General features: G+C 51.1%; 25 protein-coding genes. 16 read left to right on the forward strand and 9 right to left on the reverse strand.

What is annotated here, in order from left to right:
- Window positions 1–3: 3 nt before the first annotated feature.
- Genes yidD through rpmH form a run of 3 tightly spaced genes read right to left on the reverse strand, consistent with a single transcriptional unit; the run spans window position 4 to window position 747 of the window.
- Window positions 4–267 (reverse strand): membrane protein insertion efficiency factor YidD, encoded by a 264-nt coding sequence (yidD, locus tag Q8O77_RS19830; protein WP_173502568.1) that lies wholly within the window; start codon window positions 265–267, stop codon window positions 4–6.
- Window positions 222–641 (reverse strand): ribonuclease P protein component, encoded by a 420-nt coding sequence (gene rnpA, locus Q8O77_RS19835; protein ID WP_305557443.1) that lies wholly within the window; start codon window positions 639–641, stop codon window positions 222–224. The genes yidD and rnpA overlap by 46 nt, the downstream gene beginning before the upstream one ends.
- A complete protein-coding gene (gene rpmH / locus Q8O77_RS19840; RefSeq protein ID WP_068237138.1) occupies window positions 610–747 on the reverse strand; it encodes a 50S ribosomal protein L34 in 138 nt (45 codons plus the stop codon). The genes rnpA and rpmH overlap by 32 nt, the downstream gene beginning before the upstream one ends.
- 439 nt (window positions 748–1,186) lie before the next feature.
- Here rpmH and dnaA point away from each other — a divergent pair, with 439 nt between their 5' ends.
- From dnaA to gyrB, 4 genes are read left to right on the forward strand one after another with little or no spacing between them, the layout of a single operon-like run.
- The gene (gene dnaA, locus Q8O77_RS19845; protein WP_305557553.1) at window positions 1,187–2,557 is read left to right on the forward strand and encodes a chromosomal replication initiator protein DnaA; all 1,371 of its coding nucleotides are present in this window, start codon (window positions 1,187–1,189) and stop codon (window positions 2,555–2,557) included.
- Window positions 2,558–2,569: 12 nt separating this feature from the next.
- Window positions 2,570–3,673: a DNA polymerase III subunit beta gene (gene dnaN, locus Q8O77_RS19850; protein ID WP_305557446.1), complete on the forward strand. Its 1,104-nt coding sequence runs from the start codon at window positions 2,570–2,572 to the stop codon at window positions 3,671–3,673.
- Between the two features lie 2 nt (window positions 3,674–3,675).
- Window positions 3,676–4,794, forward strand: a complete 1,119-nt coding sequence (gene recF / locus Q8O77_RS19855) for a DNA replication/repair protein RecF (RefSeq protein ID WP_305557449.1) — start codon at window positions 3,676–3,678, stop codon at window positions 4,792–4,794.
- The gene (gene gyrB, locus Q8O77_RS19860; RefSeq protein ID WP_305557556.1) at window positions 4,778–7,195 is read left to right on the forward strand and encodes a DNA topoisomerase (ATP-hydrolyzing) subunit B; all 2,418 of its coding nucleotides are present in this window, start codon (window positions 4,778–4,780) and stop codon (window positions 7,193–7,195) included. Before recF ends, gyrB begins: the two co-directional genes overlap by 17 nt.
- Before the next feature lie 50 nt (window positions 7,196–7,245).
- Here gyrB and Q8O77_RS19865 read toward each other — a convergent pair whose 3' ends face one another.
- The gene (locus Q8O77_RS19865) at window positions 7,246–7,791 is read right to left on the reverse strand and encodes a winged helix-turn-helix domain-containing protein (RefSeq protein ID WP_305557452.1); all 546 of its coding nucleotides are present in this window, start codon (window positions 7,789–7,791) and stop codon (window positions 7,246–7,248) included.
- Between the two features lie 166 nt (window positions 7,792–7,957).
- On the opposite strand from Q8O77_RS19865, the gene Q8O77_RS19870 reads away from it, so the two are divergent.
- From Q8O77_RS19870 to Q8O77_RS19905, 8 genes are all read left to right on the forward strand, one after another.
- Window positions 7,958–8,716: a flagellar basal body L-ring protein FlgH gene (locus tag Q8O77_RS19870; protein WP_305557559.1), complete on the forward strand. Its 759-nt coding sequence runs from the start codon at window positions 7,958–7,960 to the stop codon at window positions 8,714–8,716.
- Window positions 8,704–9,162 carry an LPP20 family lipoprotein gene (locus Q8O77_RS19875; protein WP_305557455.1) on the forward strand — a complete coding sequence of 153 codons (459 nt, stop codon included), beginning with the start codon at window positions 8,704–8,706 and terminating at the stop codon, window positions 9,160–9,162. Before Q8O77_RS19870 ends, Q8O77_RS19875 begins: the two co-directional genes overlap by 13 nt.
- Window positions 9,162–10,328, forward strand: a complete 1,167-nt coding sequence (locus tag Q8O77_RS19880; RefSeq protein WP_305557458.1) for a flagellar assembly protein T N-terminal domain-containing protein — start codon at window positions 9,162–9,164, stop codon at window positions 10,326–10,328. Before Q8O77_RS19875 ends, Q8O77_RS19880 begins: the two co-directional genes overlap by 1 nt.
- Window positions 10,318–11,001, forward strand: a complete 684-nt coding sequence (locus Q8O77_RS19885) for a hypothetical protein (RefSeq protein ID WP_305557461.1) — start codon at window positions 10,318–10,320, stop codon at window positions 10,999–11,001. Before Q8O77_RS19880 ends, Q8O77_RS19885 begins: the two co-directional genes overlap by 11 nt.
- 158 nt (window positions 11,002–11,159) lie before the next feature.
- A complete protein-coding gene (glyQ, locus tag Q8O77_RS19890; protein WP_068237157.1) occupies window positions 11,160–12,080 on the forward strand; it encodes a glycine--tRNA ligase subunit alpha in 921 nt (306 codons plus the stop codon).
- Window positions 12,080–14,137 carry a glycine--tRNA ligase subunit beta gene (gene glyS / locus Q8O77_RS19895; RefSeq protein WP_305557467.1) on the forward strand — a complete coding sequence of 686 codons (2,058 nt, stop codon included), beginning with the start codon at window positions 12,080–12,082 and terminating at the stop codon, window positions 14,135–14,137. The genes glyQ and glyS overlap by 1 nt, the downstream gene beginning before the upstream one ends.
- 134 nt (window positions 14,138–14,271) lie before the next feature.
- On the forward strand, window positions 14,272–14,793 hold the full coding sequence (locus Q8O77_RS19900; protein ID WP_305557470.1) for an RNA polymerase sigma factor: 522 nt from the start codon (window positions 14,272–14,274) through the stop codon (window positions 14,791–14,793).
- A gap of 10 nt (window positions 14,794–14,803) precedes the next feature.
- Window positions 14,804–15,175, forward strand: a complete 372-nt coding sequence (locus tag Q8O77_RS19905; protein WP_305557473.1) for a DUF6768 family protein — start codon at window positions 14,804–14,806, stop codon at window positions 15,173–15,175.
- An 83-nt stretch (window positions 15,176–15,258) separates the two neighbouring features.
- Here the strand turns inward: Q8O77_RS19905 and Q8O77_RS19910 are convergent, their stop codons facing one another.
- Window positions 15,259–15,648 carry a PEP-CTERM sorting domain-containing protein gene (locus Q8O77_RS19910; protein WP_305557476.1) on the reverse strand — a complete coding sequence of 130 codons (390 nt, stop codon included), beginning with the start codon at window positions 15,646–15,648 and terminating at the stop codon, window positions 15,259–15,261.
- A gap of 582 nt (window positions 15,649–16,230) precedes the next feature.
- On the opposite strand from Q8O77_RS19910, the gene Q8O77_RS19915 reads away from it, so the two are divergent.
- Window positions 16,231–17,103 (forward strand): trypsin-like serine protease, encoded by an 873-nt coding sequence (locus Q8O77_RS19915; protein WP_305557479.1) that lies wholly within the window; start codon window positions 16,231–16,233, stop codon window positions 17,101–17,103.
- Between the two features lie 123 nt (window positions 17,104–17,226).
- Here Q8O77_RS19915 and Q8O77_RS19920 read toward each other — a convergent pair whose 3' ends face one another.
- Complete coding sequence (locus tag Q8O77_RS19920; RefSeq protein WP_305557482.1) at window positions 17,227–17,490, reverse strand: DUF1778 domain-containing protein; 264 nt, start codon at window positions 17,488–17,490, stop codon at window positions 17,227–17,229.
- Window positions 17,491–17,685: 195 nt separating this feature from the next.
- Here Q8O77_RS19920 and Q8O77_RS19925 point away from each other — a divergent pair, with 195 nt between their 5' ends.
- The gene (locus Q8O77_RS19925) at window positions 17,686–18,519 is read left to right on the forward strand and encodes a hypothetical protein (RefSeq protein WP_305557485.1); all 834 of its coding nucleotides are present in this window, start codon (window positions 17,686–17,688) and stop codon (window positions 18,517–18,519) included.
- Here the strand turns inward: Q8O77_RS19925 and tusA are convergent.
- The 3 genes from tusA to fadB all read right to left on the reverse strand — a co-directional run bounded on the left by tusA (window position 18,516) and on the right by fadB (window position 22,386).
- Window positions 18,516–18,764, reverse strand: coding sequence for a sulfurtransferase TusA (gene tusA, locus Q8O77_RS19930; RefSeq protein WP_305557488.1), 249 nt, complete (start codon window positions 18,762–18,764; stop codon window positions 18,516–18,518). The two genes, Q8O77_RS19925 and tusA, sit on opposite strands and share 4 nt — an antisense overlap.
- Window positions 18,765–19,052: 288 nt before the next feature.
- Window positions 19,053–20,216 (reverse strand): acetyl-CoA C-acyltransferase FadA, encoded by a 1,164-nt coding sequence (fadA, locus tag Q8O77_RS19935; protein ID WP_305557491.1) that lies wholly within the window; start codon window positions 20,214–20,216, stop codon window positions 19,053–19,055.
- 16 nt (window positions 20,217–20,232) lie between these two features.
- Window positions 20,233–22,386 (reverse strand): fatty acid oxidation complex subunit alpha FadB, encoded by a 2,154-nt coding sequence (gene fadB, locus Q8O77_RS19940; RefSeq protein ID WP_305557494.1) that lies wholly within the window; start codon window positions 22,384–22,386, stop codon window positions 20,233–20,235.
- A gap of 199 nt (window positions 22,387–22,585) precedes the next feature.
- On the opposite strand from fadB, the gene Q8O77_RS19945 reads away from it, so the two are divergent.
- Window positions 22,586–24,490, forward strand: coding sequence for a transglycosylase SLT domain-containing protein (locus tag Q8O77_RS19945; protein ID WP_305557561.1), 1,905 nt, complete (start codon window positions 22,586–22,588; stop codon window positions 24,488–24,490).
- A 45-nt stretch (window positions 24,491–24,535) separates the two neighbouring features.
- Complete coding sequence (gene pepQ, locus Q8O77_RS19950; RefSeq protein ID WP_305557497.1) at window positions 24,536–25,861, forward strand: Xaa-Pro dipeptidase; 1,326 nt, start codon at window positions 24,536–24,538, stop codon at window positions 25,859–25,861.
- Window positions 25,862–25,864 lie beyond the last annotated feature (3 nt).

Below are 25,864 nucleotides of genomic sequence, written 5' to 3' on the forward strand. Positions count from 1 at the left end.
GGCTTAGCTTTTCTCATTGTGCTTTTCAGGAACAGGATCATCACCGCCAGCATGTAAGGGGTGACATTTCAGTATACGTTTCGCTGCTAACCAACAGCCTTTCAGCACGCCAAAGCGTTCTATCGCAGTGATCGCATAATGTGAGCAGGTTGGATTAAAACGGCAGCTTGGTCCAAACAGCGGACTAATCAGTCTCTGGTACCCGCGCAGCAGCGTTAGCGCTATGCTGACAGCGAAGCGGTGTACTGGCGAGCGATCTTGCGCCATAACTTTTCCAGTTGCCGTTGTAACTCATCATTAGCAGTGTTGCTAATATCACCTTTTACCATCAGTACCAAATCGACACCGGGCAACTCATGTTGATGCAAACGAAAGCTGTTACGCACGCAGCGCTTAATACGGTTGCGTTGCACGGCTAATTTAACACGTTTTTTCGCGATAGTAAGGCCTAATCGGGGATGAGGCAGTTGATTGGCTTTGGCTAAAATGGTGAACAGAGGAGAAGAAACCCGAAAAGGGAGTTTGAAGACGTTATCGAATTGACCGGGAGTTAACAGACGTAACTCCCTGCCGAATTTCAAGCTGACCAACTCAGCGGCTAACCGCTGATTAAGCAGATAAACGCTGACGGCCTTTAGCACGGCGACGCGCTAATACCTGACGACCACCTTTGGTAGCCATACGAGCACGGAAACCGTGGTTACGCTTGCGCTTTAATACGCTTGGTTGAAAAGTTCTTTTACTCATAATCTCATCCGTCCGGTCGAAATATTTACTAAAGGTTTCTGTGTTTTAGTAAATATACCAAAACGCAGCTGACAAAAATGAGCGCGAATTTTAAGTAGTCTGCGGCCTAAAGTCAATCTGATCCTGCGTTTTATTGTACAGCGATCATTGCCGATCCTGTTTTTGCTAAAGTTTTCCACAGGGCGCTGTGGTTTAACTGAATAAAGTGTGGGTTATTTTACTTTTAGTTCAAATTTGTCGGGCAAAAAGCAGCGGTATTATGAAATGGTATAAGAGAAATATATTGATTTTAAACAGTTGCTTATGGCTATTTCTTTGCGCCGAGTGCTAATTTGAAAAAGTCAATATTGAAGTTGTGGATAAGATAGTACCATAATGTGCGCTTCGTTAACTTACGCCAGCCTTTTTAATCAGAATAACTAAGGCTTCAGGAGATATGGTGTATCAGTCCGTTTGGCAAAATTGCCTGCAAGCGCTGCAAGCCGAATTGCCCGCGCAGCATTTCAGTATGTGGATCCGCCCGTTGCAAGCCGACAGTTCTGACACAGGGCTGACCTTGTACGCGCCAAACCGCTTTGTGCTGGATTGGGTACGCGAAAAATACCTGAGCCGGATCTTAGAGCTGATCCAGGATTACTGTGGCGATGATGCCCCCAGGCTGAAGTTTGACGTTGGTTCCAGTCAAAGCAATAAAGCCAGATCTACTACGCCGGCACCGGCCTTAGCCGCCGTGCCTCAGGCCGCGCCTGTACCAAGAGAAGCGCCGGAGCCGGCGCCGAAAACCATCGTTACGAGTAATGTGCGCGCCAACTACACCTTTACTAACTTTGTTGAAGGTAAGTCAAACCAACTGGCCCGCGCTGCCGCCAGTCAGGTAGCCGATAATCCCGGTACCGCTTATAACCCGCTGTTTATCTACGGTGGCACCGGTTTAGGTAAAACCCACTTATTACATGCGGTAGGTAACGGCATCCTGGCGAAGAAGCCGGACGCTAAAGTGATTTACATGCACTCCGAGCGTTTTGTACAGGATATGGTAAAAGCGTTACAAAACAATGCTATAGAAGAATTTAAGCGTTATTACCGCTCGGTAGATGCGCTGCTTATCGATGATATTCAGTTTTTTGCCAATAAAGAGCGCTCACAAGAAGAGTTTTTCCATACCTTTAATGCGCTGCTCGAAGGTAACCAGCAAATTATTCTTACCAGCGACCGCTACCCAAAAGAAATTGACGGCGTGGAAGACCGCTTAAAATCGCGTTTTGGCTGGGGCTTAACCATCGCTATTGAGCCACCGGAGCTGGAAACCCGGGTGGCCATTCTGATGCGTAAGGCGCACGAGAACCAGATCCGTCTGCCGGAAGAAGTGGCGTTTTTTATTGCCAAGCGCTTACGCTCAAACGTGCGTGAACTGGAAGGCGCGTTAAACCGCGTTATTGCCAATGCCAACTTTACCGGCCGGCCTATCACTATCGATTTCGTCCGTGAAGCGCTGCGCGACTTACTCGCGCTGCAGGATAAGTTAGTTACCATCGAAAACATTCAGAAAACCGTGGCTGAATACTACAAAATCCGTGTAGCCGACTTATTGTCTAAGCGACGCTCACGTTCAGTTGCACGGCCACGGCAAATGGCGATGGCGTTATCAAAAGAGCTGACCAACCATAGCTTGCCGGAAATTGGCGATGCTTTTGGCGGGCGCGATCACACCACAGTGCTGCATGCCTGTCGTAAAATCGAGTCGTTAAAAGAAGAAACGCACGAAATAAAAGAAGATTTCCAAAATTTAATCCGTACTTTGTCATCGTAAAGGGACGTTGTTATGCAATTTACCATCAACAGAGACGCCTTACTCAAACCATTACAAATGGTGTCCGGTGCTATAGAGCGCCGTCATACGCTGCCTATTTTATCTAACGTATTGCTGGAAGTAACCGAAGCCGGCTTATCCCTTACCGGTACCGATTTAGAAGTAGAGCTGGTGGCTACTACCGATGCTATTACCGTGCAAAGCCCGGGGCGCATTACCGTGCCGGCAAAAAAGCTGTTGGATATTTGCCGCAGCCTGCCGGAGGGCTCTGATATTCGCGTGCAGCTGCAGGGCGATAACTGTATTCTTACCTGCGGTAAAACCAAGTTCACCTTATCTACCTTAAGTGCCTCTGAGTACCCTAACTTAGAAAGCTGGCAGGGCGAGGTAGACATTCAGCTAAACCGCATGCAGTTACGCAAGTTGCTCGATGACACCGCCTTTTCTATGGCGAATCAGGATGTACGATATTATTTGAACGGTTTGCTGTTTGAAGTGGATAACGGTGCTGTTAAAGCAGTCGCTACCGATGGTCACCGTTTGGCATTGAGCAGCCTCGAATTACCCGGTTTTACCGCGCAGCAAAAGCAAATTATTATTCCACGCAAAGGCGTGTTAGAAGTAATGCGCTTATTGGCCAGCGATGATCAGCTGGTAACCTTAAGCCTGGGTCAAAACCATATCCGCCTGACCGACAGCAATTACGTGTTCAGCAGTAAGCTGATCGACGGCCGCTTCCCCGATTACCGCCGTGTATTGCCACGTAACAGCACCAAGCTGGTTACCGCACACCGCAGCGTATTAAAAGATGCCTGCACCCGCGCGTCTATTTTATCTAACGAAAAATACCGCGGCGTGCGCTTTACGTTAAGCAGCGGCGAGCTGCAAATTGTGGCGAATAACCCCGAGCACGAGCAAGCCGAAGAGATTATTGAAGTAGAGTACCAGGGCGATAACCTGGAAATCGGCTTTAATGTTGGTTACTTGCTGGATGTATTAAACACCCTGGCCACAGACTTAGTGGTATTGCACCTTAACGATGCTAACTCCAGTGCGCTGGTAGAAGGCGTAGGTAATGTTGGTGCTTCTTACGTTGTTATGCCAATGCGTCTGTAACCATGTCACTGTTGTCAGTTAGCGCCAGTCAGTTTCGCAATCTGACGGCAGTGTCGTTAAGCGCGCATGCTCAGTTTAATTTAATTGTGGGCATGAACGGCAGTGGCAAAACCAGTTTGCTTGAAGCCATCTATTATTTGGCCCATGGCCGTTCATTTCGCACCAGCCGGCCGCAGCGTTTAATACAGCATGATAGCGATGCCTTTGTGTTACATGCTAAGGTGTCGGCACAACAACATACGCATAGCCTGGGTTTGCAACGCGACAAGCAGGGTGAGCTGGTGCTGCGGCTTAACGGTAGCAATGTAAACCGTTTGGCCGAGTTTGCCAGCTTGCTGCCGGTGCAGCTGATTACACCAGACAGTTTTCGCTTATTTTTCGGCGGACCAAAAGAGCGGCGGCAGTTTTTCGATATGGGATTGTTCCACGTGGAACCAAATTTCTTCGACAGCTGGTTGCGCTTCAACAAAGTACTGAAACAGCGTAATGCTCTGCTGAAAACCAGCCGCCAGTACGACAGCCAGTTCGAGTTTTGGGATCAGCAGTTTGTATTGCTGGCGTTTGAGCTGCAACAGCTGCGCCATGGCTATGTTAGCCAGCTGGAAGCGGCGTTTCGTCAGCTTACCGGCAACGATGAATTAATGCAGCAGTTAAGCTTTCAGCTGCAGCAGGGTTGGCCGGAAAAAATCACCAGCCCGGCAGAGTTACAGCAGTTGTTGCAACAAAGCTTCGGCCAGGATTGCCGCATGGGCTTTACCCAACACGGGCCGCAGAAAGCCGATTTAAAGCTTAAAAAAGACCAATGGGCAGCTGAAGAAGTGTTATCCCGTGGTCAGTTAAAAGTGTTATTATTTGCGCTTAAAATTGCGCAAAATAATGTAATTCGTGACAACGGCCAAAAGCAGCCGCTGTTGTTGATCGATGATTTGGCGTCGGAGTTAGACCAAGAGTCAACCCGGCAGATATTTAGCTATTTACGCGATATAAACTCACAGGTTTTTATTACTGCAATTAACGCTGAACAGGTTTCACCATTTATCGCCGCCGGGCAACTGGCGATGTTTCACGTGGAACACGGGCAGCTAACAGCACGGACAGATGACGATGGCCGAACAACATAACTACGATTCCTCGAGCATAAAAGTATTAAAAGGACTGGATGCAGTTCGTAAAAGACCAGGCATGTACATCGGCGATACCGATGATGGCTCAGGCCTGCACCACATGGTGTTTGAGGTGGTCGATAACTCTATCGACGAAACCTTAGCCGGCCACTGTTCTGATATCTGGGTAACCATTCACAGCGATGGCTCGGTATCAGTACGCGATAACGGCCGTGGTATTCCTACCGACATGCACGAAGAAGGTGTATCGGCGGCAGAAGTAATTATGACAGTACTGCATGCCGGCGGTAAGTTTGACGATAACTCCTATAAAGTGTCCGGCGGTTTGCACGGTGTGGGGGTATCGGTAGTTAACGCGCTGTCTGATAAGCTGGAACTGACTATTCGTCGTGCCGGTAAGGTGCATCAACAAATTTACCACCTCGGTGTACCGCAAGCACCGTTAGCGGTAATTGGTGAAACCGAAGATAAAGGTACTACCATCCGTTTTTGGCCCAGCCCAACCGTATTTACCGATATCAATTATCACTTTGATATTTTGGCTAAGCGCTTGCGCGAGCTGTCATTCTTAAACTCAGGCGTCAGTATTATTCTGACCGACGAGCGCACTGACAAAAAAGACCACTTTAAATACGAAGGCGGTATTGAAGCCTTCGTACAATACTTAAACCGTACAAAAACCAGCGTGCACCCTAAGGCATTCTATTTTACTGATCAGCGCGACGATGGCATTTCGGTTGAAGTTGCGATGCAGTGGAACGACAGCTATCAGGAAAACGTGTTTTGTTTTACCAATAACATTCCACAGCGTGATGGTGGTACTCACTTAGCCGGCTTCCGTGGCGCTTTAACACGGGTATTAAATACCTATATTGAGCAAGAAGGCTACGCTAAGAAAATGAAGGTGCAGGCCTCGGGTGACGATGCCCGTGAAGGCTTAACCGCAGTTATCAGCGTTAAAGTACCGGACCCTAAATTCAGCTCGCAAACCAAAGACAAGCTGGTCTCCAGTGAAGTACGCTCGGCGGTAGAGAGCGTAATGGGCGAGAAGCTGAACGAATACCTGTTGGAAAACCCGGGCGATGCCAAAATTATCGTTGGCAAAATTGTCGATGCCGCCCGTGCTCGCGATGCCGCCCGTAAAGCGCGCGAAATGACACGCCGCAAAGGCGCGCTGGATATTGCCGGCTTGCCTGGCAAACTGGCCGACTGTCAGGAAAAAGACCCGGCGTTATCTGAACTGTACATAGTAGAGGGTGACTCTGCGGGTGGTTCTGCCAAGCAGGGCCGCAACCGCAAGAATCAGGCTATTCTGCCACTGAAGGGTAAAATTCTGAACGTAGAAAAAGCCCGCTTCGACAAGATGCTGTCATCACAAGAAGTTGGCACCCTAATCACTGCATTAGGCTGTGGCATTGGCCGTGAAGAATACAACCCGGATAAAACCCGCTACCACAGCATCATCCTGATGACGGATGCTGACGTCGACGGCTCGCACATCCGTACGCTGTTGTTGACCTTCTTCTACCGTCAAATGCCGGAGCTGATCGAGCGCGGTTATATCTATATTGCTCAGCCACCGCTGTATAAAGTGAAAAAGGGCAAGCAAGAACAATATATTAAAGATGAAGCGGCGTTAACCGAATACCTGACTACCTTAGCGCTGGACGAAGCCTCACTGCACGTTAATGCTGAAGCGCCGGGCATTGGCGGTGCGGCACTGGAAACTCTGGTGCGGCAGTACCACAAGGTGTCGGCTACCATAGTGCGCTTAACGCGGAAAATCCCGTTTAACCTGTTAAACGAGCTGATCTATGTACCGGCACTGGATGTGGCCCAGGCCAAATCGGCTGAGTACAGCGAGCAGTGGGCGAAAACTCTGGTGCAACGTCTGGATGACAAAGAAGGCGACGGTTCCAGCTACAGCTATGCGGTGCACGAAGACCGTGAGCGCCAGTTGTTCCTGCCTAAGGTGATTATTCGCCAGCACGGTATCGACAACGAATACCTGCTGCACTACGACTTTGTTACCTCGCGTGATTACCTGAGTATTGCAGCACTGGGTGATGCCATTCGTGACCTGATTGAAGAAGGTGGCTATATCCGCCGTGGCGAGAAAATCAAGCCGGTGGAAACATTCCTTGAAGCGCTGGATTGGCTGATGAGTGAATCCAAACGCGGCCTGTATATTCAGCGCTATAAAGGTCTGGGCGAGATGAACCCGGATCAGTTGTGGGAAACCACCATGGACCCGCAAAGCCGCCGTATGTTGCAGGTAACCATTGAAGACGCCATCGGCGCTGATCAATTGTTTGCCACGCTGATGGGCGACCACGTAGAACCACGCCGCGCCTTTATTGAAGAGAACGCGCTCTACGTAGCTAACTTAGACGTGTAATTTGACGTTGAGCTGATATGCGATCAAAAAACGGGCCTGCTGGCCCGTTTTTATTTCTGTATTGCGGTAATTTCCGGTTCGGCATAGTAATAACCGACACCATACATGGTATGAACAAAACGCAGCTTGGGGTAAAGCTGGCGGTGTTTGGCGCGCAGTTTGCGAATATGGCAATCTACCGTGCGCTCGTTAATATCTTTAAAGTCGGTATAACTGCTGTCTATCAGCTGGCTGCGACTAAAAATTTGTTTCGGATGCCTGGCCAATACCTGATGAAACTTAAACTCCAGCTTAGTCAGGCTAACCGATTGCTGCGGCGAGCTAAGCGTAAAGCTGCGCTCATTTAATACTAATAACGGCGCCGGCTGTGCCGGCGTTGGCAGCGGCGCAGCGGCAGGCGCGCCCAACACCTTCATATGCAGGCGTAAATCACCCAGCACGCTGTTCAGCTCGGTTATCTGCGCCGACAACTGCTGATACAGCGCCGGCGGTATTGTCGACTGCTGCACCTGCTGCTCCAGCAATGACACCAGTAAAAAGGCCTTTTGCGACAACTGAGCGCCGGCATGACTATCGGTTTCGTCAGTCACTATCATCGGTAAACCTCCGGAAAACGTTACTATGCCGCAAAAAAAACGAAAGTGAATAGAACTTTACTTTTCTTCACGCTTTTAGCGGTTTTTCTCCACAATTTTTCCATAATGCTGCGCTAACTTGATATTGGCTAAATACGGCTTGACCAATATTAAGGTAATTACGGTGATGCTCAAATACTTTAATGGCTGCTTAATGGGTACGCTGGTGCTGCTCACCGGCTGCTCTATGTTTGGCGAGCGCGCGGCGCCGCCGGCCGGATTAGAAGAGCGGGTGCAGCCGGCAGCCGGTTTACCGCTAACCCGGCTGGATAGCCCTGACCCGGATGACCCGTACTACGCCGCGCTGGAGCCGCAGCCGGAGCCGATGCCGCTGCGCAACACCGGCTCGTTGTTTAACCCGGAGCGATTGCACAGCCTGTATATCGAGCGCTCGCATTTTAAAGCCGGCGACATAGTGTCGGTGCAATTATCTGAATCCACCAAAGCGACGAAAAAGGGCAATACCCAGCTGAAGAAAAGCTCGGAGTACAACCTTGACCCGATACAGATCCCGGGCGGCAACCTGCAAATAGCCGGCAGAGAGATAAACCTCGGATTAAGCCAGGATCAGCAGTTTCAGGGCGATGGCTCGGCCAGCCAAAGCAACGATTTTGAAGGCGAGCTAACGGTAACGGTGATGCGGGTGCTGAGCAACGACAACCTGCTGGTACGTGGCGATAAATGGATGTTGATAAATAATGGTAAAGAATTCATCAGGTTAACCGGAATAATCAGAGCAAAAGATATCGATAAAGACAACAAAATCAAATCGACGAAGATTGCCAATGCCCGTATTGAATATTCCGGCACCGGCGCCCTGGCCGACAGTCAGCGGCTGGGCTGGCTGACTGAAAAATTGAATAATCCAGAACTATGGCCACTGTAAGCAATTATTGCGCATTATTCACTGTGGTAGTGTTGCTTAGCGGCTGCAGCTACGAGCGCACTATCCGCTACCAGTTGGAAGCACCGGTGCAAAGCATGGTGCTGGAAGCCACCGGCTACGCGGTAGTGGCGTCGCAGCCTGGCAGCAGCTACGAAGATAAGTTGCTACAGGCCATGGCGGCATCGCGTCAGGATGCTTACCGCCGGTTAGCCGAGCAATTATATGGCAAAAAGCTGAGCGCCAGCAGCAGTGCCGACCAGACGGTGCTGACCGCTGATAAGGTGCAAAGCCAGGTACAGGGCGTGATAAAGGGCGCCGAGTTGGTTACAGAAGCTATTGAAGGCAACTTTTATGTGACACGGCTGAAGCTGGATACCGCCAATTTGCTTACACTGCCACAGGCAGAGCTAACGCCGGTAAGCAGCCGGTTAAAGTGGTGGTACTGATGAAGGCGAAATATCTGCTGTGGTGTTTGCTGCCGTTTGTCGCCAGCGCTGAGTGGTACAGCGGCAGTGGCAGTGCTGTGGTGTTTGACGACAACCGCCAACTGGCGCGGCAGCAGGCGGCCAAACAGGCTCTGCGCAGTGCCTTGTTGCAGGCAGAAGTGTCGTTGGTGGCGTTAAGTTTATTTCGCCATGATGAAGTCGGGGCTGAACTGTTTACCTTGCACGCCGGGCTGCCGGTGGCGCAAATTGTGATTGAAGAAGAACACGAAACTGACAACAGGTTGTCGGTTACGCTAAAAGCCGATATCTGGCCGCAGCAGAGCATGTGTGAGCAGCGCAGCGTGGCAAAAGCGCTGCTACTGGCACCCTTTAGTTTGGCATCGGGCGCGGCGCAGGCCGCGCTGCATAATACCGAACTGACCGCAGAGATAAACCAACGCTTTTTTGCCGCCGTACGTGCGGCAAGCACTGACTTTCTGGTGAAGGCGGTGGCGCCCGCGCCGTTAGCTGCGCCACAGCAGTATCAGTCGGCAACGGCGGCGCAGCAGCTGCGTTACCTGGCAGAGTCGGCACAGGCGCAGTTTGTGCTAAGCGGCCGGCTGCGTAATCTCGCTTTTGGTGTCCAGCCGGGTAATCTACTGAAAAAAGACCGCTGGACGCGCCAGTTTGCGCTGGAGCTGAGTGTGTTTGATGGCGTAAGTGGCAGCCTGATCCAAAGCAAAACCTATCAAAGCCGTACGCTGTGGCCTTATGCCGTGAAGGCCCAACCGGATCCCGGCAGTGATCAGCTGTGGCGCTCGGATTACGGTGTTGAGCTGCAACGGCTGCTGCACGATGCCATTGATGATACTGCGGCATTGCTAAGTTGTGTGCGGATAAAAGCGCAGGTTATTCGTGTAACAGACGCCGGTGTGGCGATAAGTGCCGGTAGCCGCCAGGGCGTGCAGGTTGGGGACAGGTTCAGCTTGTCTTACACCGACAGTTTTACCGATAGCTGGGGCAACCGCTATCAGAGTTCAACGCAGGAACCGGCGCAGCTTGAGGTGATCAGGGTGTATCCGGACCATGCTGATACGCGGCCGGTAAACCAGCGTTATCCGGCCGCCGTGCAGGTAAGAGACCAGGTACAACAAGACAGTTTCACGGAGCAGCACTATGCAAATTAACAACAGTTTACTTAACAGCCTGACGGATTGGTCAGACAGCAATAGTCCGGATAGCGCCGGCGAAGGCGATTTTATGCAAAGGCTCAGCGCCGCATTAAGCCCCGACGACGCCGAAGATACGGCGCAGCAGGCGGCTCAGCTGGTTAGTGCGCTAAGCGGCGGGGCTGACACCGGCAAGGCAGGGCTTACCAGCTCAGACGCCATGTTCGCCGCGCTAACGCAGAATATGATGCAAACTATGGTGCAGGCGGCGTTAACGCCGCCACAAGCGCAGGCCGAAGCAGGGGCGACCGACACTGATGCAACCGCCTTTAGCGAAGGTGGCGTACCCGGCTTTGGCGACGTGTTGGATATTGTTAACCCGCTGCAGCATATCCCCGTAGTAAGCCAGTATTACCGTGATTGGACCGGTGATGATATGGGCTATATCTCCCAGGTGGCCGGTGGCGCCTTCTGGGGCGGTAGCCTTGGCGTTGCCGCGTCTTTTGTCAATCTGGGCCTGACCAGCGTAATGGGCCAAAGCCCGACGCAATATATGCAGCAGTTTTTTGCCGGCGATGAAGCCGCTACGGCCGGCAGCAACAGCAGTGCAGTGAGTAACAGTCCGGTCAGTACCAGCAGCTCAGTCGCCGGCACTACCAGCACAACGGCGCGCAGCCCCATCAGCAGTTAAACCGGTACAAGCTGCCATTACCCGGGCCTTAACGGCCCTTAACCGGCAGCTACTGCCACGGCGGTGCTAACATTTTTGCTAAAAGCCCTTACTAACCCTACAGATCGCCGCCACAACCAGGTATACTTTCCAGTCATTTTTTCAGTGAGTCACTTCGCATGCATAAGTACGATATTAAAACCTTCCAGGGCTTAATACTGGCCTTACAGGATTACTGGGCACGCCAGGGCTGTGTTTTGGTACAGCCGTTAGATCTGGAAGTTGGCGCCGGTACTTTCCACCCGATGACCTTTTTACGCTCACTGGGGCCGGAACCTACTAACGTGGCCTATGTGCAACCTTGCCGCCGGCCAACAGACGGCCGCTACGGCGAAAACCCGAACCGGTTGCAGCACTATTATCAGTTTCAGGTAATTTTAAAACCATCACCGGACAATATTCAGGAGCTGTACTTAGGCTCGTTACGTGAACTGGGTATTGATACCCTGGTACACGATATCCGCTTTGTTGAAGACAACTGGGAATCGCCAACGCTGGGCGCCTGGGGTTTGGGCTGGGAAGTGTGGTTAAACGGCATGGAAGTCACCCAGTTTACCTACTTCCAGCAGGTAGGTGGCTTAGAGTGCCGCCCGGTAACCGGCGAAATTACTTACGGTTTAGAGCGTCTGGCAATGTATATCCAGGGCGTCGATTCTATTTATGACCTGGTTTGGACTGACGGCCCGCTGGGCCGCGTCACCTATGGCGACGTGTTCCACCAGAACGAAGTAGAGCAAAGTACCTATAACTTTGAGCACGCTGATGTTGCCGCGTTGTTCAGCTACTTTGACCAGTGCGAAAAAGAAAGCCAGTACTTAATTGAGCAAGGCCTGGCACTGCCGGCCTACGAGAAAGTAATGAAGGCCTCGCATGCGTTTAATATGCTCGATGCCCGCCACGCTATTTCGGTAACCGAGCGCCAGCGCTATATTCTGCGGGTGCGGGCACTGGCCAAAGCCTGTGCAGAAGCCTATTACGCTACGCGTGAAAAGCTGGGTTTCCCACTATGTAACAACCAGCGCAGCAAGCAGGAGGCATAATGAGCGTGCAAGATTTTTTTGTTGAAATTGGCACCGAAGAGCTGCCACCCAAGTCGTTAAAAACCCTGGCCAGCGCCTTTGCTGATAACCTGAGTGCCGAACTGGCCAAGCTGGAATTAAGCCACGCCGACGTACTTTGGTACGCCGCACCACGCCGTTTAGCCGTGCGCATTAATGGCTTAGCCGCACAGCAGGCGGATAAGATGGTCGAAAAACGCGGCCCGGCTATTGCGTCGGCCTTTGATGCCGACGGCAAACCCACTAAAGCCGCCCAGGGCTGGGCTGCCGGTTGTGGTATTACGGTAGAGCAGGCTGAAAGGCTGGAAACCGATAAAGGCGCCTGGCTGCTGCATAAAGCTAAAGTGGTTGGCGCGGCAACGGTAACCTTGCTGCCGGAAGTAGTGCAGCAGGCGTTGGCTAAGTTGCCGATTGCCAAGCCAATGCGTTGGGGCAATTCAACCGCTGAGTTTATCCGCCCGGTACATACCATTATTATGCTGTACGGCAAAGACGTAGTACCGGCGACGATTCTGGGCCGCGTCAGTGGTAACCAGACCCATGGCCATCGCTTCCATGCACCGGAAAAAGTCACGGTTAACCATGCCGATGACTATCTGGCAACCTTACGTAAGGCGTTTGTGGTGGCAGATTTTGCTGAACGTAAGGCCTTTATCGCTGCAGAAGTAGCGAAAACCGCGGCCGGGTTGAACGGCAAAGCGCTGATGGATGATGCCTTGCTGGAAGAAGTTACTGCCCTGGTGGAATGGCCGGTGGTGTTAGTGGGCAGCTTTGAGCAAAGCTTCCTGCAAGTGCCGGCAGAGCCGTTAATCTCTACCATGAAAGATAACCAGAAGTACTTCCCGTTGTTAGACCAAAACGGCAAGCTGCTGAATAAGTTTATCTTTGTCGCCAATATTGCCAGTAAAGATCCGCAACAAATTATTTCCGGTAACGAAAAAGTAGTACGGCCGCGCTTATCTGACGCACAGTTCTTCTTTAATACCGACCGTAAGCAAAAGCTGGCACAACGCTTAGACAGTTTAAAAACAGTACTGTTTCAGCAGCAGCTGGGCACCCTGGCGGAAAAGTCAGAGCGTATCAGTAAGGTTGCCGGCTTTGTCGCGGCAAAAATTGGTGCAGAGCAAGCCGCTGCCGAGCGCGCCGGTTTACTGTCCAAGGCCGACTTAATGACCAATATGGTTGGCGAGTTCCCCGAAGTGCAGGGCATTATGGGTATGCATTATGCCCGGTTGGATGGCGAAGGCGAAGCCGTAGCGCTGGCCTTGAATGAACAGTATATGCCGCGCTTTGCCGGCGACCAGCTACCCAGCCGGTTAGAAGGTGCAGCAGTCGCCATTGCCGATAAGCTGGATACCTTAGTGGGTATTTTCGGCATTGGCCAAGCGCCGAAAGGCGATAAAGACCCGTTTGCGCTGCGCCGTGCCGCCATAGGTGCGCTGCGCATTATGGTCGAAAAGCAGCTGCCGCTGGATCTGGTGGATATTATCGCCTTTAGCCAACAAACCTTCGGCACTAAGCTGAGTAACGCCAAGGTGGCAGAAGAGGTACTCGACTTTATGCTCGGCCGTTTCCGCGCCTGGTATGAAGTCGAGGGCTACAGCGTTGATGTGATTCAGGCTGTATTGGCACGCCGACCGACTAACCCGGCGGATTTCGACCGTCGTGTTAAGGCAGTAGCAGAGTTCGGTAAGCTGGACGCCGCGGCGGCCTTAGCCGCAGCGAATAAGCGGGTGGCGAATATACTGGCTAAAGTAGAGGGTGATATTGCCGCTACGGTAAATACCGCTTTATTGCAGGAAGATGCCGAGCAGGCGCTGCACAGCGCCATCGTGGCGGAGCAAGCGTATCAGGCCGGCCAGCATAGCTATGCCGAAGGCCTGGCGCACCTGGCATCAATGCGGGATGTGATTGACAGCTTCTTCGACAAAGTGATGGTAAATGCTGATGACGCGGCCGTGCGGGCCAACCGCCAGGCGTTGTTAAAGCAATTGCGTGAGTTGTTTTTGCAAGTAGCCGATATTTCCGTACTGCAATAATACGTTGAAATAACTACAGAAAAGCCAGCTTAATGCTGGCTTTTTTATTGCCGCTAAATAAAGCTTAGCTAAGGTGAACCTACAGGTTCAGTGAATCGTCTTTTACCGGCAAGCAATAACAATACGGGCTACGGATGCAACAGGCACAACTGGATTTACTGGTACTGGCAATGCAAGCCGGCGATAAACGCGCGTTTTCGCTGGTGTACCGGCATTATCACCGTGACCTGCGCCGTTTCGCGGCTTACCTGTTGCATAACCCGGCCGCTGCGGAAGATCTGGTGCATAACGTTTGGCTTAAAGTCAGCCGGCGTATCGGCCGGTTGCAGGACCCGCAGTTGTTTACCAGTTGGCTATACCGCGCGGTGCGCTGGGAAGTGCTGGATTATCAAAAGCAGGCCGCGCAGCGCAAGCATCAAAGCCTGGACGACAACGACGGCTGTTTTATCGCTGCCGCGGACGACAACAGCAGTGATTTAACCAAAGCCATGGCGCAGCTGGCAGACAACGAACGGTTAGTACTGCAATTACATTACTTGCACGAGCTGGAAATAATACAAATAGCACTGGTACTGGATATTCCTGCCGGCACGGTGAAATCACGGTTGCACCGCGCCCGTAAGCAGCTGCAACAGCAACTGCAAGCCATCAACTGAGGATAAGGCTATGACATTAGATAGTGATATTAAGCAACAACTGGCAAAACAAGCGGCAGAGCTGGACAAACTAATGCGTGAAGAGCAGGGGCTGGATAAGGTATTAGCGTCCGGCTTTAAAGGCGGGCTCGGCGCTATTATGACCATAGCGTATATTTTGGCCGTGCTGCTGGCGCTGGCTATTTTTTACTGCGGCTATCAGTTTTTTACTGCTGAGCCTGAGCAACAACTTTATTGGGGTGTATTGCTGCTGCTGGCATTTCAGGCCCAGGTAGGCACCAAGCTATGGATTTGGCTGGAAACCCATCGCAGCGCAACACTGCGCGAACTAAAACGGCTGGAGTTGGCGGTGGCGGAGCTAAGCGGACAACAGAGACACTAAACAGGAAACACAGACGTTGGCCGGATAAAAAAACAATTAAGCCGGCATCTTGTCGGCTTAATTGCTGCGTCTAACGGTTGCTGTTAGCTGCGGCGACGGCGGGCGGCGATACCAATCAGGCCCAGGCCCAATATTGCCAGCGTAGCCGGCTCCGGTACTTGTGCTACTGCAGCTTGGCTGACACGAAAGGCCAGTGACTCGTTACAGCTGTTAGTGCAGCCGTGGAAGTCGAAATCGGCAAGGCTCCATTGCCCGTCAGTACCTTGTGACCAGTCTATCCAGCTGTAATTGCTAAACCATGGTGCTGCAACCGCTACATCGAATTGTGGTGCTGTGCCAGACAGTACATAAGCTAAATGGGCGCCGGATGCTTCGTCCAGGTTGTTGCCGGTAGCATAGTCTACGTTGGCGCCTTCAAAGGCGAAGTCAAAGCCGGTCAGGCCACCAATGTCGTCATAGATATCTAATGTCATCGGTGCCCAGCCAAATAGAGATTGGACGGAGAAATCGAAACCGCTCTGGCCTCTGTTCTGGCTTACAGGTGATATCCACGCAACATCATAACCGTTGATGGTTATGTAAGCGTTATCGGGTAATTGAGTATTAATTAGTGCGGCGGAAGAACTAAAGCTGCTTAAAGCAAGCAACAAGGCAGATACTACTTTTATTTTCATTATATTAACTCTTTACTGATTACTGCACATATGGCATTGCTCTGACAGAGCGCGGCAAGTCAGCAATAAGCATGCCTAAAGTTAAGCCATTGATATTTATCAAATATTGTTTGTGTGAGTTATGTGGTTGTAAATAAAACTGACAAACTCCGCCATTCCAGGCTACTGGCTGAATGAGCGCTTGTTTAAACAACCGGTAATCCGCTGCTGTCGCAATCGGTAAAGCGCGCCAAAGCAGCAAACTAAAGTTAGCTAAAACAGTGTGCTTTGCGCTATTAGCGGCATGTTTTATTCAACATAACTCCTTACATTTAACAACTTAATTATCATCAGGTTTTCTGTCAGTCTGGTGTTCGTTAAAAGTCACGTAAGGACGCTGCAATGTACAACAATATCAATCTGAAACAGCTAAGTGCTGTTTGCCTGATTGCGACTGGTATGTTCACTGCTTCGGTGTCAGCCATTGTCATTCGTCATGATAAACCCGCAGAGCTTTATCTGGCCTCTAAAGCCGATTTCCCGCCGTTGGCGACGTTTTACAATATAGGTGTGCACGGCACTTTGATTGCGCCTGACTGGGTGTTAACTGCAGCGCATACCGTGTTTTGCCTGAATCCTGGCCAGAGCATTGCGGTGGGCGATGAATTGGTTGAGGTTAAAGCACGTTATAGTTACCCCTCTTATCAGTTGGGTGAGCAGAATGATTTGGCCCTGATCCAGCTGGCAAAACCAGTGCTGAGCGTAGCGCCTGCCAAATTATACCGCCAACAGGATGAGCGTGAGCAGGTGTTGTGGTTTATCGGCAGTGGTGGCACCGGCACAGGTTTAACCGGCGAAACAGTCGGCTACAAAGAAAACAACGGAGTGCTGCGTAAGGCGCAAAATAAAGTGGTAGCAGTGACTAAATCCGATTTGAGATTTGTGTTTGAATCAGGTCAACACGGGCTTGAGCTGGAGGGCGTATCGGGTAATGGCGACAGCGGTGGCCCGGCCTATCTGAAACAAGACGATGGCTATTACTTGCTAGGTGTAAGCTCCAGAGTAGATTCATGGTTTAAAGATGTAGGCGAGTACGGCGTAAAAGAGCTGTACACCCGGGTATCCAGCCACGCCAATTGGATCGATCAGGTAATGGCGGCCGACAATGGAGAAAGAGCCAAACTCAGCTCATCCGACGGTTTCCTGCAAGATGGCATGACAGCAGAAAATTTACCGGGTATTTGTGCATCGATAAGTTTGAAAACGCCGGTTTAATCTTTGAAGTGACAAAGTGCGGGTACCCCTGAACTGCTTTGTGCTATGCCCCAGGTTTTAACAGTATAACGGGCGATATACCGCAGGTCTTGAACGGCCTCAGTAGTTAAACGATAACGCTTTTTAGCGCTTGCCATCATCGGCTACTGCCTGCTCGAATATATCAGTGACGCTTTGCTCAGAATAGTTGCCGTTATAGGCGCTGGTTAGCCGCTGTTGCAGTAGAGTTTCCAACTGCTTCACAGAGTAGTTTTTCGGCTGCTCTTCCGCTTGCTGTGGTAGCACCTTGTCCAGAATAAAATCTTTAATGCTTTTGCCCTGCAATGCAGCCATCGCTTTTAATAGCTGATGCTGCTCAGGTGTCACTTCTATCGATAATCTGCTCACTACGCGCTCCGGTGCTGATTACTAAGGCAGCTTAAAGTATAAACATGATGCACTAATGTGCAAATGTACATTTGTGTGTGATGGACAACATAAGCGTGAATAAAACTATTGTCGTTGACTGTTTGGTCTACTACTGTAGGGCTTGTTGACAACCCATAGCAGCGAATAATTTAACAAAAAGGAAGCCCGGTTTTGGTGAGCTCAAACAAACTTACAGAGGCAGATATAGCTGGATTGGATTATCATCATCATGAATTTAGAGCGTCTTATCAAGACATTATGAACCTTCTGGTCAATGTCGAAATTTTAAATCGTTGTATAACTGCCTGTGCAAATGTCCCTTTCCCAGAGGATACATCATGCCCGTCTTATTTGGATTTCGCCGAAAGAATCCAAACGTATTTCCTTAATAGCCAAGCACTACATGAAATGCTTACTACCACTAAGGGATACACAAATGAGCGTAGTGATGTTTCAGATGAATTTAAAGCTATGGTGATATTCGCAAAAGTTATCAGGAACAAAGTTGCTCATGAAGGTGTTTGGATACCTTATGCAACGAGAGGTGTTGTTAAGGATAAAGGAAGGTTTAAATTTTTCGCACTTCCCAAGGCAAATTTAAAAAAAATGATCATTGAGGCTTCAATTCGGGATAAACAGAAGGCAGTTAATGCTTTCAAGATAGGTTCAAGTAATGATGAGTCAGAAATGCAGAAACTTGTCGATTTGGATAATCAACTAATTGATTTAATTAAGAGGTCAAACGACTGGACGGAGGAAGCACTAAAATACTTAGATGCACATTACAGTGGGGAATTTGAAGTCCACAATTTTATGCTGAATCATTATAGGATTTTCGTACCTTGGGTTATTAGACACTTCGAGCGAAGAACCAGAGAGCAGAAAGTCAAACAAGTATCTGAGTTGCGAAGAAAGGCGAATATCAAAACTTTGGATGAAAAGCTCGAAGCGTGTAAGCAGCTGTATCAGGAGTTCACCACTCAAACAAATGCAGACCACAAATCTTAGCGACTAACTTTTTTAACTACATACCGATACGGCAGCTCCGCTGTATCACTGCCCACTAACTCGTGATCCATAAAGCGGCAGAAGGCCGGGATATCGCGGGTGGTGGCGGGGTCGTCGGCGATAATCAGTAAAGTTTCCCCCACCTGCATTTTGCGAATTTGCAGCCGTATCATCATTACCGGCTCGGGGCAGCGCATGCCTAAGGCATCCAGGGTTTGATCTGCGCTGCTGAAAATATCTTCCATCTGTACTCCGGTAAAAGTTTAACTTCACGAGTGAGGTTACTTCGGCGCAAACTCCCGCTGTACTCGCCACAGCGGGGCTTCGGGCAATCCTGCCCCTCAGCCGTGCGGCCCGGCTTTGCCGTACGCTGGCGTTCTATACGCCAGCTGTTGCCGCATTCGCTACGCTTGTGGTTTGTGGCTGCGTCAGCGGGATTTGCGCCACTATTTTTGCGCCAATAATAAGGGCCGTAAAAACGGCCCTTATTCTATGCGATTGTGTTTATTGCTGCCAGCTTATGGCCGCTCAAACTATGGTCGTTCAAACACCGTCGCAATACCCTGGCCTAAACCGATACACATGGTAGCCAGGCCAAACTTACCGCCTTTGTCTTCCATTACGTTAATCAGCGTGGTGCTGATACGTGAACCGGAGCAACCCAGCGGGTGGCCAAGGGCGATGGCGCCGCCGTTCAGGTTTACTTTCTGCTCTTTTACTTCCAGTAAGCCTAAGTCTTTCATTACCGGCAGCGCCTGGGCAGCGAAAGCTTCGTTCAGTTCGGCGTAGTCGATATCGGCAATAGTGATGCCGGCCATTTTCAACGCCTTTTTCGATGCCGGTACCGGGCCGTAACCCATAATAGACGGGTCGCAACCGGCCACACCCATACCCCGCACATAAGCGCGGATTGGTAAGCCGAGCGCTTTGGCTTTATCTTCGCTCATTACCAGCATGCCGGAGGCGCCGTCGGATAACGCAGACGAGGTGCCAGCCGTTACGGTGCCGTTAGCCGGGTCGAACACCGGGCGTAGTTGGCCCAATGCTTCTACTGTGGTTTCCGGCCGGATCACTTCGTCGTAATCCATCAGCTTTAACACGCCGTCGGCGTCGTGGCCTTCGGTGGGGATAATTTCGTTTTTAAACCGGCCCTGCAGGCTGGCTTCCTGGGCTAAACGGTGCGAGCGGGCGCCGAATTCGTCTTGCTGCTGACGGCTGATACCGTGCATTTTGCCCAGCAATTCTGCGGTTAAACCCATCATACCGGCGGCTTTCGCTACTGAAGTAGACAAGCCCGGGTGAAAATCGACACCGTGGTTCATCGGCACATGGCCCATATGCTCCACACCACCAATTAAATACACTTCACCCATGCCGGTTTGAATAGCGCGCACGGCGTCATGCAAAGCCTGCATCGACGAGCCGCATAAACGGTTAACGGTAACAGCCGGTACTGAGTGCGGAATGCCGGCTAACAGCGCTGCGTTACGCGCTACGTTAAAGCCTTGCTCTAAGGTTTGCTGTACACAACCCCAGATAATGTCGTCGATATCGCTTGGGTCTAACGCCGGGTTACGGGCAACCAACGAGGCCATTACATGGGCAGACAGTTGCTCGGCGCGCACGTTGCGGTACATACCGGCCTTGCTGCGGCCCATCGGGGTGCGAATGCAATCTACAATAACTGCGTTTTTCATTATTTTGCTCCTGCGCTTAAACCGGGAAGAAACGCTGGCCGGCTTCGGCCATAGCGCGGGTTTTATCTGTTACCTGATAAATCTCGCCTAAATGGGCGTATTTATCGGCCAGGGCGACAAAGTTGCTTAAACCTATGGTATCGGCATAACGCAACGGGCCACCGCGGAACGGAGGGAAGCCTAAACCGTAGATCAGGCCCATGTCGGCTTCAGCGGCGCTGGCAACAATGCCTTCTTCCAGACAGCGAATGGTCTCGTTAATCATTGGCACCATAACGCGGGCAATAATGTCTTCGCTGCCGAATTCCTGCTTATCGCCGGCAATACCGGCCAGTAAGCTCAGCGCGGCCGGGTCGATATCTTTTTTAGGCTTGCCTTTGGCATCTTTGCTGTAAGCATAAAAACCAACGCCGTTTTTCTGGCCGTAGCGATCTGCTTTATACATCGCCGCTACCGGGTCGTTATCCAGCTTGGCCATCCGTGTCGGGAAGCCCGCTGCCATAACGTCGGTGCAGTGGTAAGCGGTGTCTAAACCGACTACATCCAGCAGGTACGCCGGGCCCATTGGCCAGCCGAACTGCTTTTCCATTACCTTATCTACCTGGGCAAAGTCGGCACCGTCTAACACCAGCTTGCTGAAACCGGCAAAGTAGGGGAACAATACACGGTTAACAAAGAAGCCAGGGCAGTCATTAACGACGATCGGAGATTTACCCATTTTGGCCGCATAAGCCACTACGGCGGCTACGGTTTCTTCGCTGGTGTCTTTACCACGGATAACCTCTACCAGTGGCATACGGTGTACCGGGTTAAAAAAGTGCATACCGCAGAAGTTTTGCGGCCGGCTTAAATTCGCCGCCAGTGAATCAATCGAAATGGTGGAGGTGTTCGAGGTTAAAATAGCGTCGTCGGCCAGCAAGGCTTCCACTTCTTTTAACACCGCACCTTTAATTTTCGGGTTCTCTACCACGGCTTCCACCACGATATCGACACCTTTAACATTCTCGTTGCTCAGCGTCGGGGTAATAGACGCTATTACTTTAGCCATGCCAATGGCATCCAGCTTTTTGCGCTCCACCTGTTTGCCCAGCAACTTGGTCGCTTCACCCATACCCAGTTCAAGGGCTTTATCGGCGATGTCTTTCATTACTACCGGCACGCCTTTTAACGCCGACTGATAGGCAATACCGCCGCCCATAATGCCGGCGCCAAGTACTGCGGCCTTATTCACTGCTTTAGTAGCGGTTTTAGCAGCTTTTTTTGCTTTGCCTTTGATCAGCTGGTCATTTAAAAACAGGCCGATTTGCGCGGTAGCGGCATCGGTTTTTGCCAGCTTGGCAAAGCCGGCATTTTCCAGCGCCATAGCGCCGGCGCGGTCCAGGGTGGCGGCCGCTTCAATGGTAGTAACCGCTAACATCGGTGCCGGATAGTGTTTGCCGGCGGTAGCAAACACCATACCTTTGGCGGTGCTGAAGCTCATGGTGGCTTCGGTTTTATTCAGTTTCAGTGGCTGCAGCTTCACGGCGCGCTTTTTACGCCAGTCCAGTTTGCCGGCAATGGCATCTTCTAACATGCTTAGCGCTGCGGCTTCCAATTTCTCTGGTGCCACTACCGCATCAATTAGACCAAACTTTTGTGCCTGATCGGCACTGTGGTCTTTGCCGGTAGTGATCCATTCCATGGCATTGTCGGCACCGATAATACGCGGCAGGCGCACGGTACCGCCAAAGCCCGGCATTAAGCCCAGCTTTACTTCCGGCAAGCCAATGCGGGTAGTAGTGTCGGCTACGCGGTAGTCGGCAGTAAGTGACCACTCACATCCGCCACCCAGCGCGAAACCTTTTAGTGCTACTATGGTCGGAACCGGTAAGTCTTCTGCCAGATCAAAAATGTCAGAGGCTTGTTTGATCCACGGAATAAGCTCGGCTTCGGGGCGTAAAAAGGTACTTAAAAATTCGGTAATGTCGGCGCCAACGATAAAGGCATCTTTATCGCTGCAAAATATAACGCCCTGTAATGACTTATCGGCGTGCAGCAGGTCTAAAGCTGTCTTACAATCAGTAAGCGTCTGCTGATCAAATTTGTTAACTGAGCCCTTGGCATTAAAAGCAAAGCGGGCGATACCAGGCTTGAGGTAGGCAACAGTAATGTTGTCACTCTGGTAGATCATAACGGTGCTCCTTGGTCGCGTATATTAGGGTTCTTCGCAACTGGTACGATGAGGTTGTCGCGCTCAGTGTGTCGTGGTTAGTAAAAAAATTCAACCGTTATTTAAACGCGTGTTTGAATTGTGCCACGGCATGAGCACTAACTATAGGTGTTATTTCTTTCAGTTTAGAATTTTTGTCGGGGTTATCGCCGTGAAACGGATGATTTTTGTGCTGACTAACCTGCTCCTGGCGCCGCTATCGGCCGCGTCAGTGTCTTCTGAGGCAGCGTTACGTAATGAGTTTTTGCAAGCCGAGCGCCAGATTGGCAGTGTCAGTTATAAACAAGCGCAGAAGCTGCTGCAGAAGTTTGCTGATTATCCACTGCAGCCTTATCTGGAGCAGCGTCGTTTACAGCAGTTTTTAACTGCCGATGAGCGTATAGCAGATTTTCTGCAGCGCCAACGCGGCACACCTATGGACTGGCCACTACGCAAGCCGTGGTTGCTACATTTAGCAAAACGGCTACAAGCGCAGCTGTTTTTAGCCAATTATCCGGGTTCAAATGATGCTGAGCTGGAATGTTTGGCGTTGCGTTATAAGTTGGCACTGCCGGATGTCGATGCCGCAGCGCTTTGGCCGCAGGTAACGCAGTTATGGCTGGTGGGTAAATCGCAGCCCAAAGCTTGTGACCCCCTATTTGCTGAATGGCGCAAAGTGGGCCAGCAAACGCCGGAGCGGGTGTGGCAAAGGTTAACCCTGGCTGCAGAGGGTGGTGATACCAGCATGATCCCCTATTTGAAAACGCAATTACCGGCGGCGCAGCAGTATCTGGCCGATATGTACTTAAAAACCCGGCGTAACCCGGCAGTGATTAGTGCGGCAAAGTTTTTTCCGCTTAAGCTGGTGCAGGAGCGCGACATAGCAGCGTACGGCATGAAAAGGCTAATTTGGCGTAATCCGGACCAGGCGCTGCGGCTATGGCAGCGTTTTGCCAATGACCCTTACTTCAGCGCCGGCCAGCGCTTGGATGTGCAGCGCCAATTTGCCATTGCTCTGGCCAGTAAGGGCGACGACCGTGCTGCAGAATGGCTGGCCGCATTGCCGCCGGAATTGATCGACAGCACCCTGGCACATTGGCAGGTAAGCCATGCGCTGGCACAGTTAGATTGGCCAAAGGTGCAGCAAGTTATAGAAGCCTTGCCGGCAGAGGTGGCAAAAGACAGCAGTTGGCAGTATTGGTTGGCGCGCTCTTATCAGCAACAGGGCCAGGCTGAGCTGGCGCAACCGTTGCTACAACGGTTGGCGCTGCAACGGCATTTTTACGGCTTTATGGCCGCGGCGCATTTGGGCTTGCCGCCCAGCCTGGCGCATGCGCCGGTTACGGTAAGTGAGCAGGAACTGGCTGGCTTGCAGTTGCACCCTGCAGTGAAGCGGGCGCAGGAATGGTTAGCCTTGGGGCGTTTAACCGAGGCCCGGCGCGAATGGAACCATTTGCAAGACAGCTCGGATGAACAGCAAAAGCTGGTGTCGGCCAAGCTGGCGCACCAGCTGCAGTGGTATGAGCGGGCCATTTTTTCACTGGCCGATGTTGGCTACTGGGATGATATTGAACTGCGCTTTCCGCTGGCGTATCAGGATGAAATTACCCAATCATCCGCCAGAGCCGATATTGAATCGGGCTGGGCGATGGCAATAGCGCGCCGTGAAAGCTCTTTTATGGCCGATGCGGCCTCACCGGTGGGCGCGCGCGGCTTAATGCAACTGATGCCGGCCACTGCGCGTGAACTGGCGAAAAAGCCGGTGCAACTGACCCAACTGTACAACCCGGTGATTAATATAGATTACGGTACCGATTACCTTAACTATCTGATGAAGCGCAACGACGGTAATTTGCTGGTGGCTACGGCGTCTTATAATGCCGGCTATAGCCGGGTAAAACAGTGGATCCCGAAAGACTATGCCGTGCCGGCCGATGTCTGGGTAGAAACCATTCCGTATCGCGAAACACGCGACTATGTAAAGGCGGTAATGGCTTATTATCAGATTTACAATATCCGTTTAAATACACCTACCGATGTATTCAAGCCACTGACCACAATGCAGATTGGGGTCGTGGTGGATTAATGTTATGATGCCCCGCATATTTTTCAGCCAACAGGTCAGACACTTATGACAGCTTCTTATCAAAGCCTGTATCAGGCCCATATTGCCGAATTGCAACAACGTACCCGACGTCTTTTAGAGCGGGAAAACCTGGATGCGCTGGTGATTCATTCCGGCCAAACCCAGCGCAAGTTTCTTGACGATATGGATTACCCGTTTAAAGCCAATCCGTTGTTTAAAGCTTGGCTACCGGTAGTGGATAACCCGCATTGCTGGCTGATTGTTGATGGCGTAAACAAGCCTAAGCTGATTTTTTACCGGCCAAAAGATTTCTGGCATAAAGTGCCGGACGAACCGCATGATTTCTGGGCAGAGCATTTTGATATTCAGCTGCTGGATAAAGCCAATAAAGTAGAAACCCTGCTACCGTATGACAAAGCGCGGCTGGCCTATTTGGGCGAATATCTTGAGGTAGCCCGTGCGCTGGGCTTTAGCGAGATTAACCCTGAGCCGGTGCTGAATTTTATTCACTTTTACCGTGCCTATAAAACGCCGTACGAGCAGGCTTGCCTGCGTATTGCCAACCGCATGGCGGTGGCCGGCCACAATGCCGCCAAAGCGGCGTTTTATGCCGGTGGCAGCGAGTTTGATATTCAACTGGCCTATTTAGCGGCCGTAAAGCAAAGTGAAAACGAAGTACCCTATGGCAACATAGTGGCGTTAAACCAGAACTGCGCCATTCTGCATTACACTGCGCTGGAGCGTAAGCTGCCGCAGCAGCATCATTCGTTTTTAATTGATGCCGGTGCGGAGTTCCACGGCTATGCCGCCGATATTACCCGTACGTACAGTTTTAACCCGCAAGACGAATTTGCCAGCTTAATCAGTGCGGTAAACGCGGCCGAACTTAAGCTGGTAGATGGTTTAAAACCCGGATTGAAATACGGCGAGCTGCATATTCAGTGTCATCAGCTTATCGCGGAAATTTTGCAACAGTTTGATTTTGTTAAACTCTCAGCAGAGGCTATAGTAGAGAGCCAGATTAGCCGTACTTTTTTCCCGCACGGTTTGGGCCATCATTTAGGCCTGCAGGTGCATGATGTCGGCGGTTTTATGGCCGATGAGCGTGGTACCCATGTGTCGCCACCGGACAGCCATCCATACTTGCGTTGCACCCGTACTATTGAAGCCAATATGGTGTTTACTATTGAACCCGGGTTGTATTTTATCGACAGCCTGCTGGCCGATTTAGCGGCCACTGAGTTTGATAAGTATATTAACTGGCAAAAAGTGGATGCGTTTCGTCGCTACGGCGGTATTCGCATTGAAGATGATGTGATAGTGCATCAGGATCGCAACGAAAATATGACCCGTGATCTGCAACTGGGTTAAGTC

The sequence above is a fragment of the Rheinheimera sp. genome (assembly GCF_030690345.1).
Classification (GTDB): Bacteria; Pseudomonadota; Gammaproteobacteria; order Enterobacterales; family Alteromonadaceae; genus Alishewanella.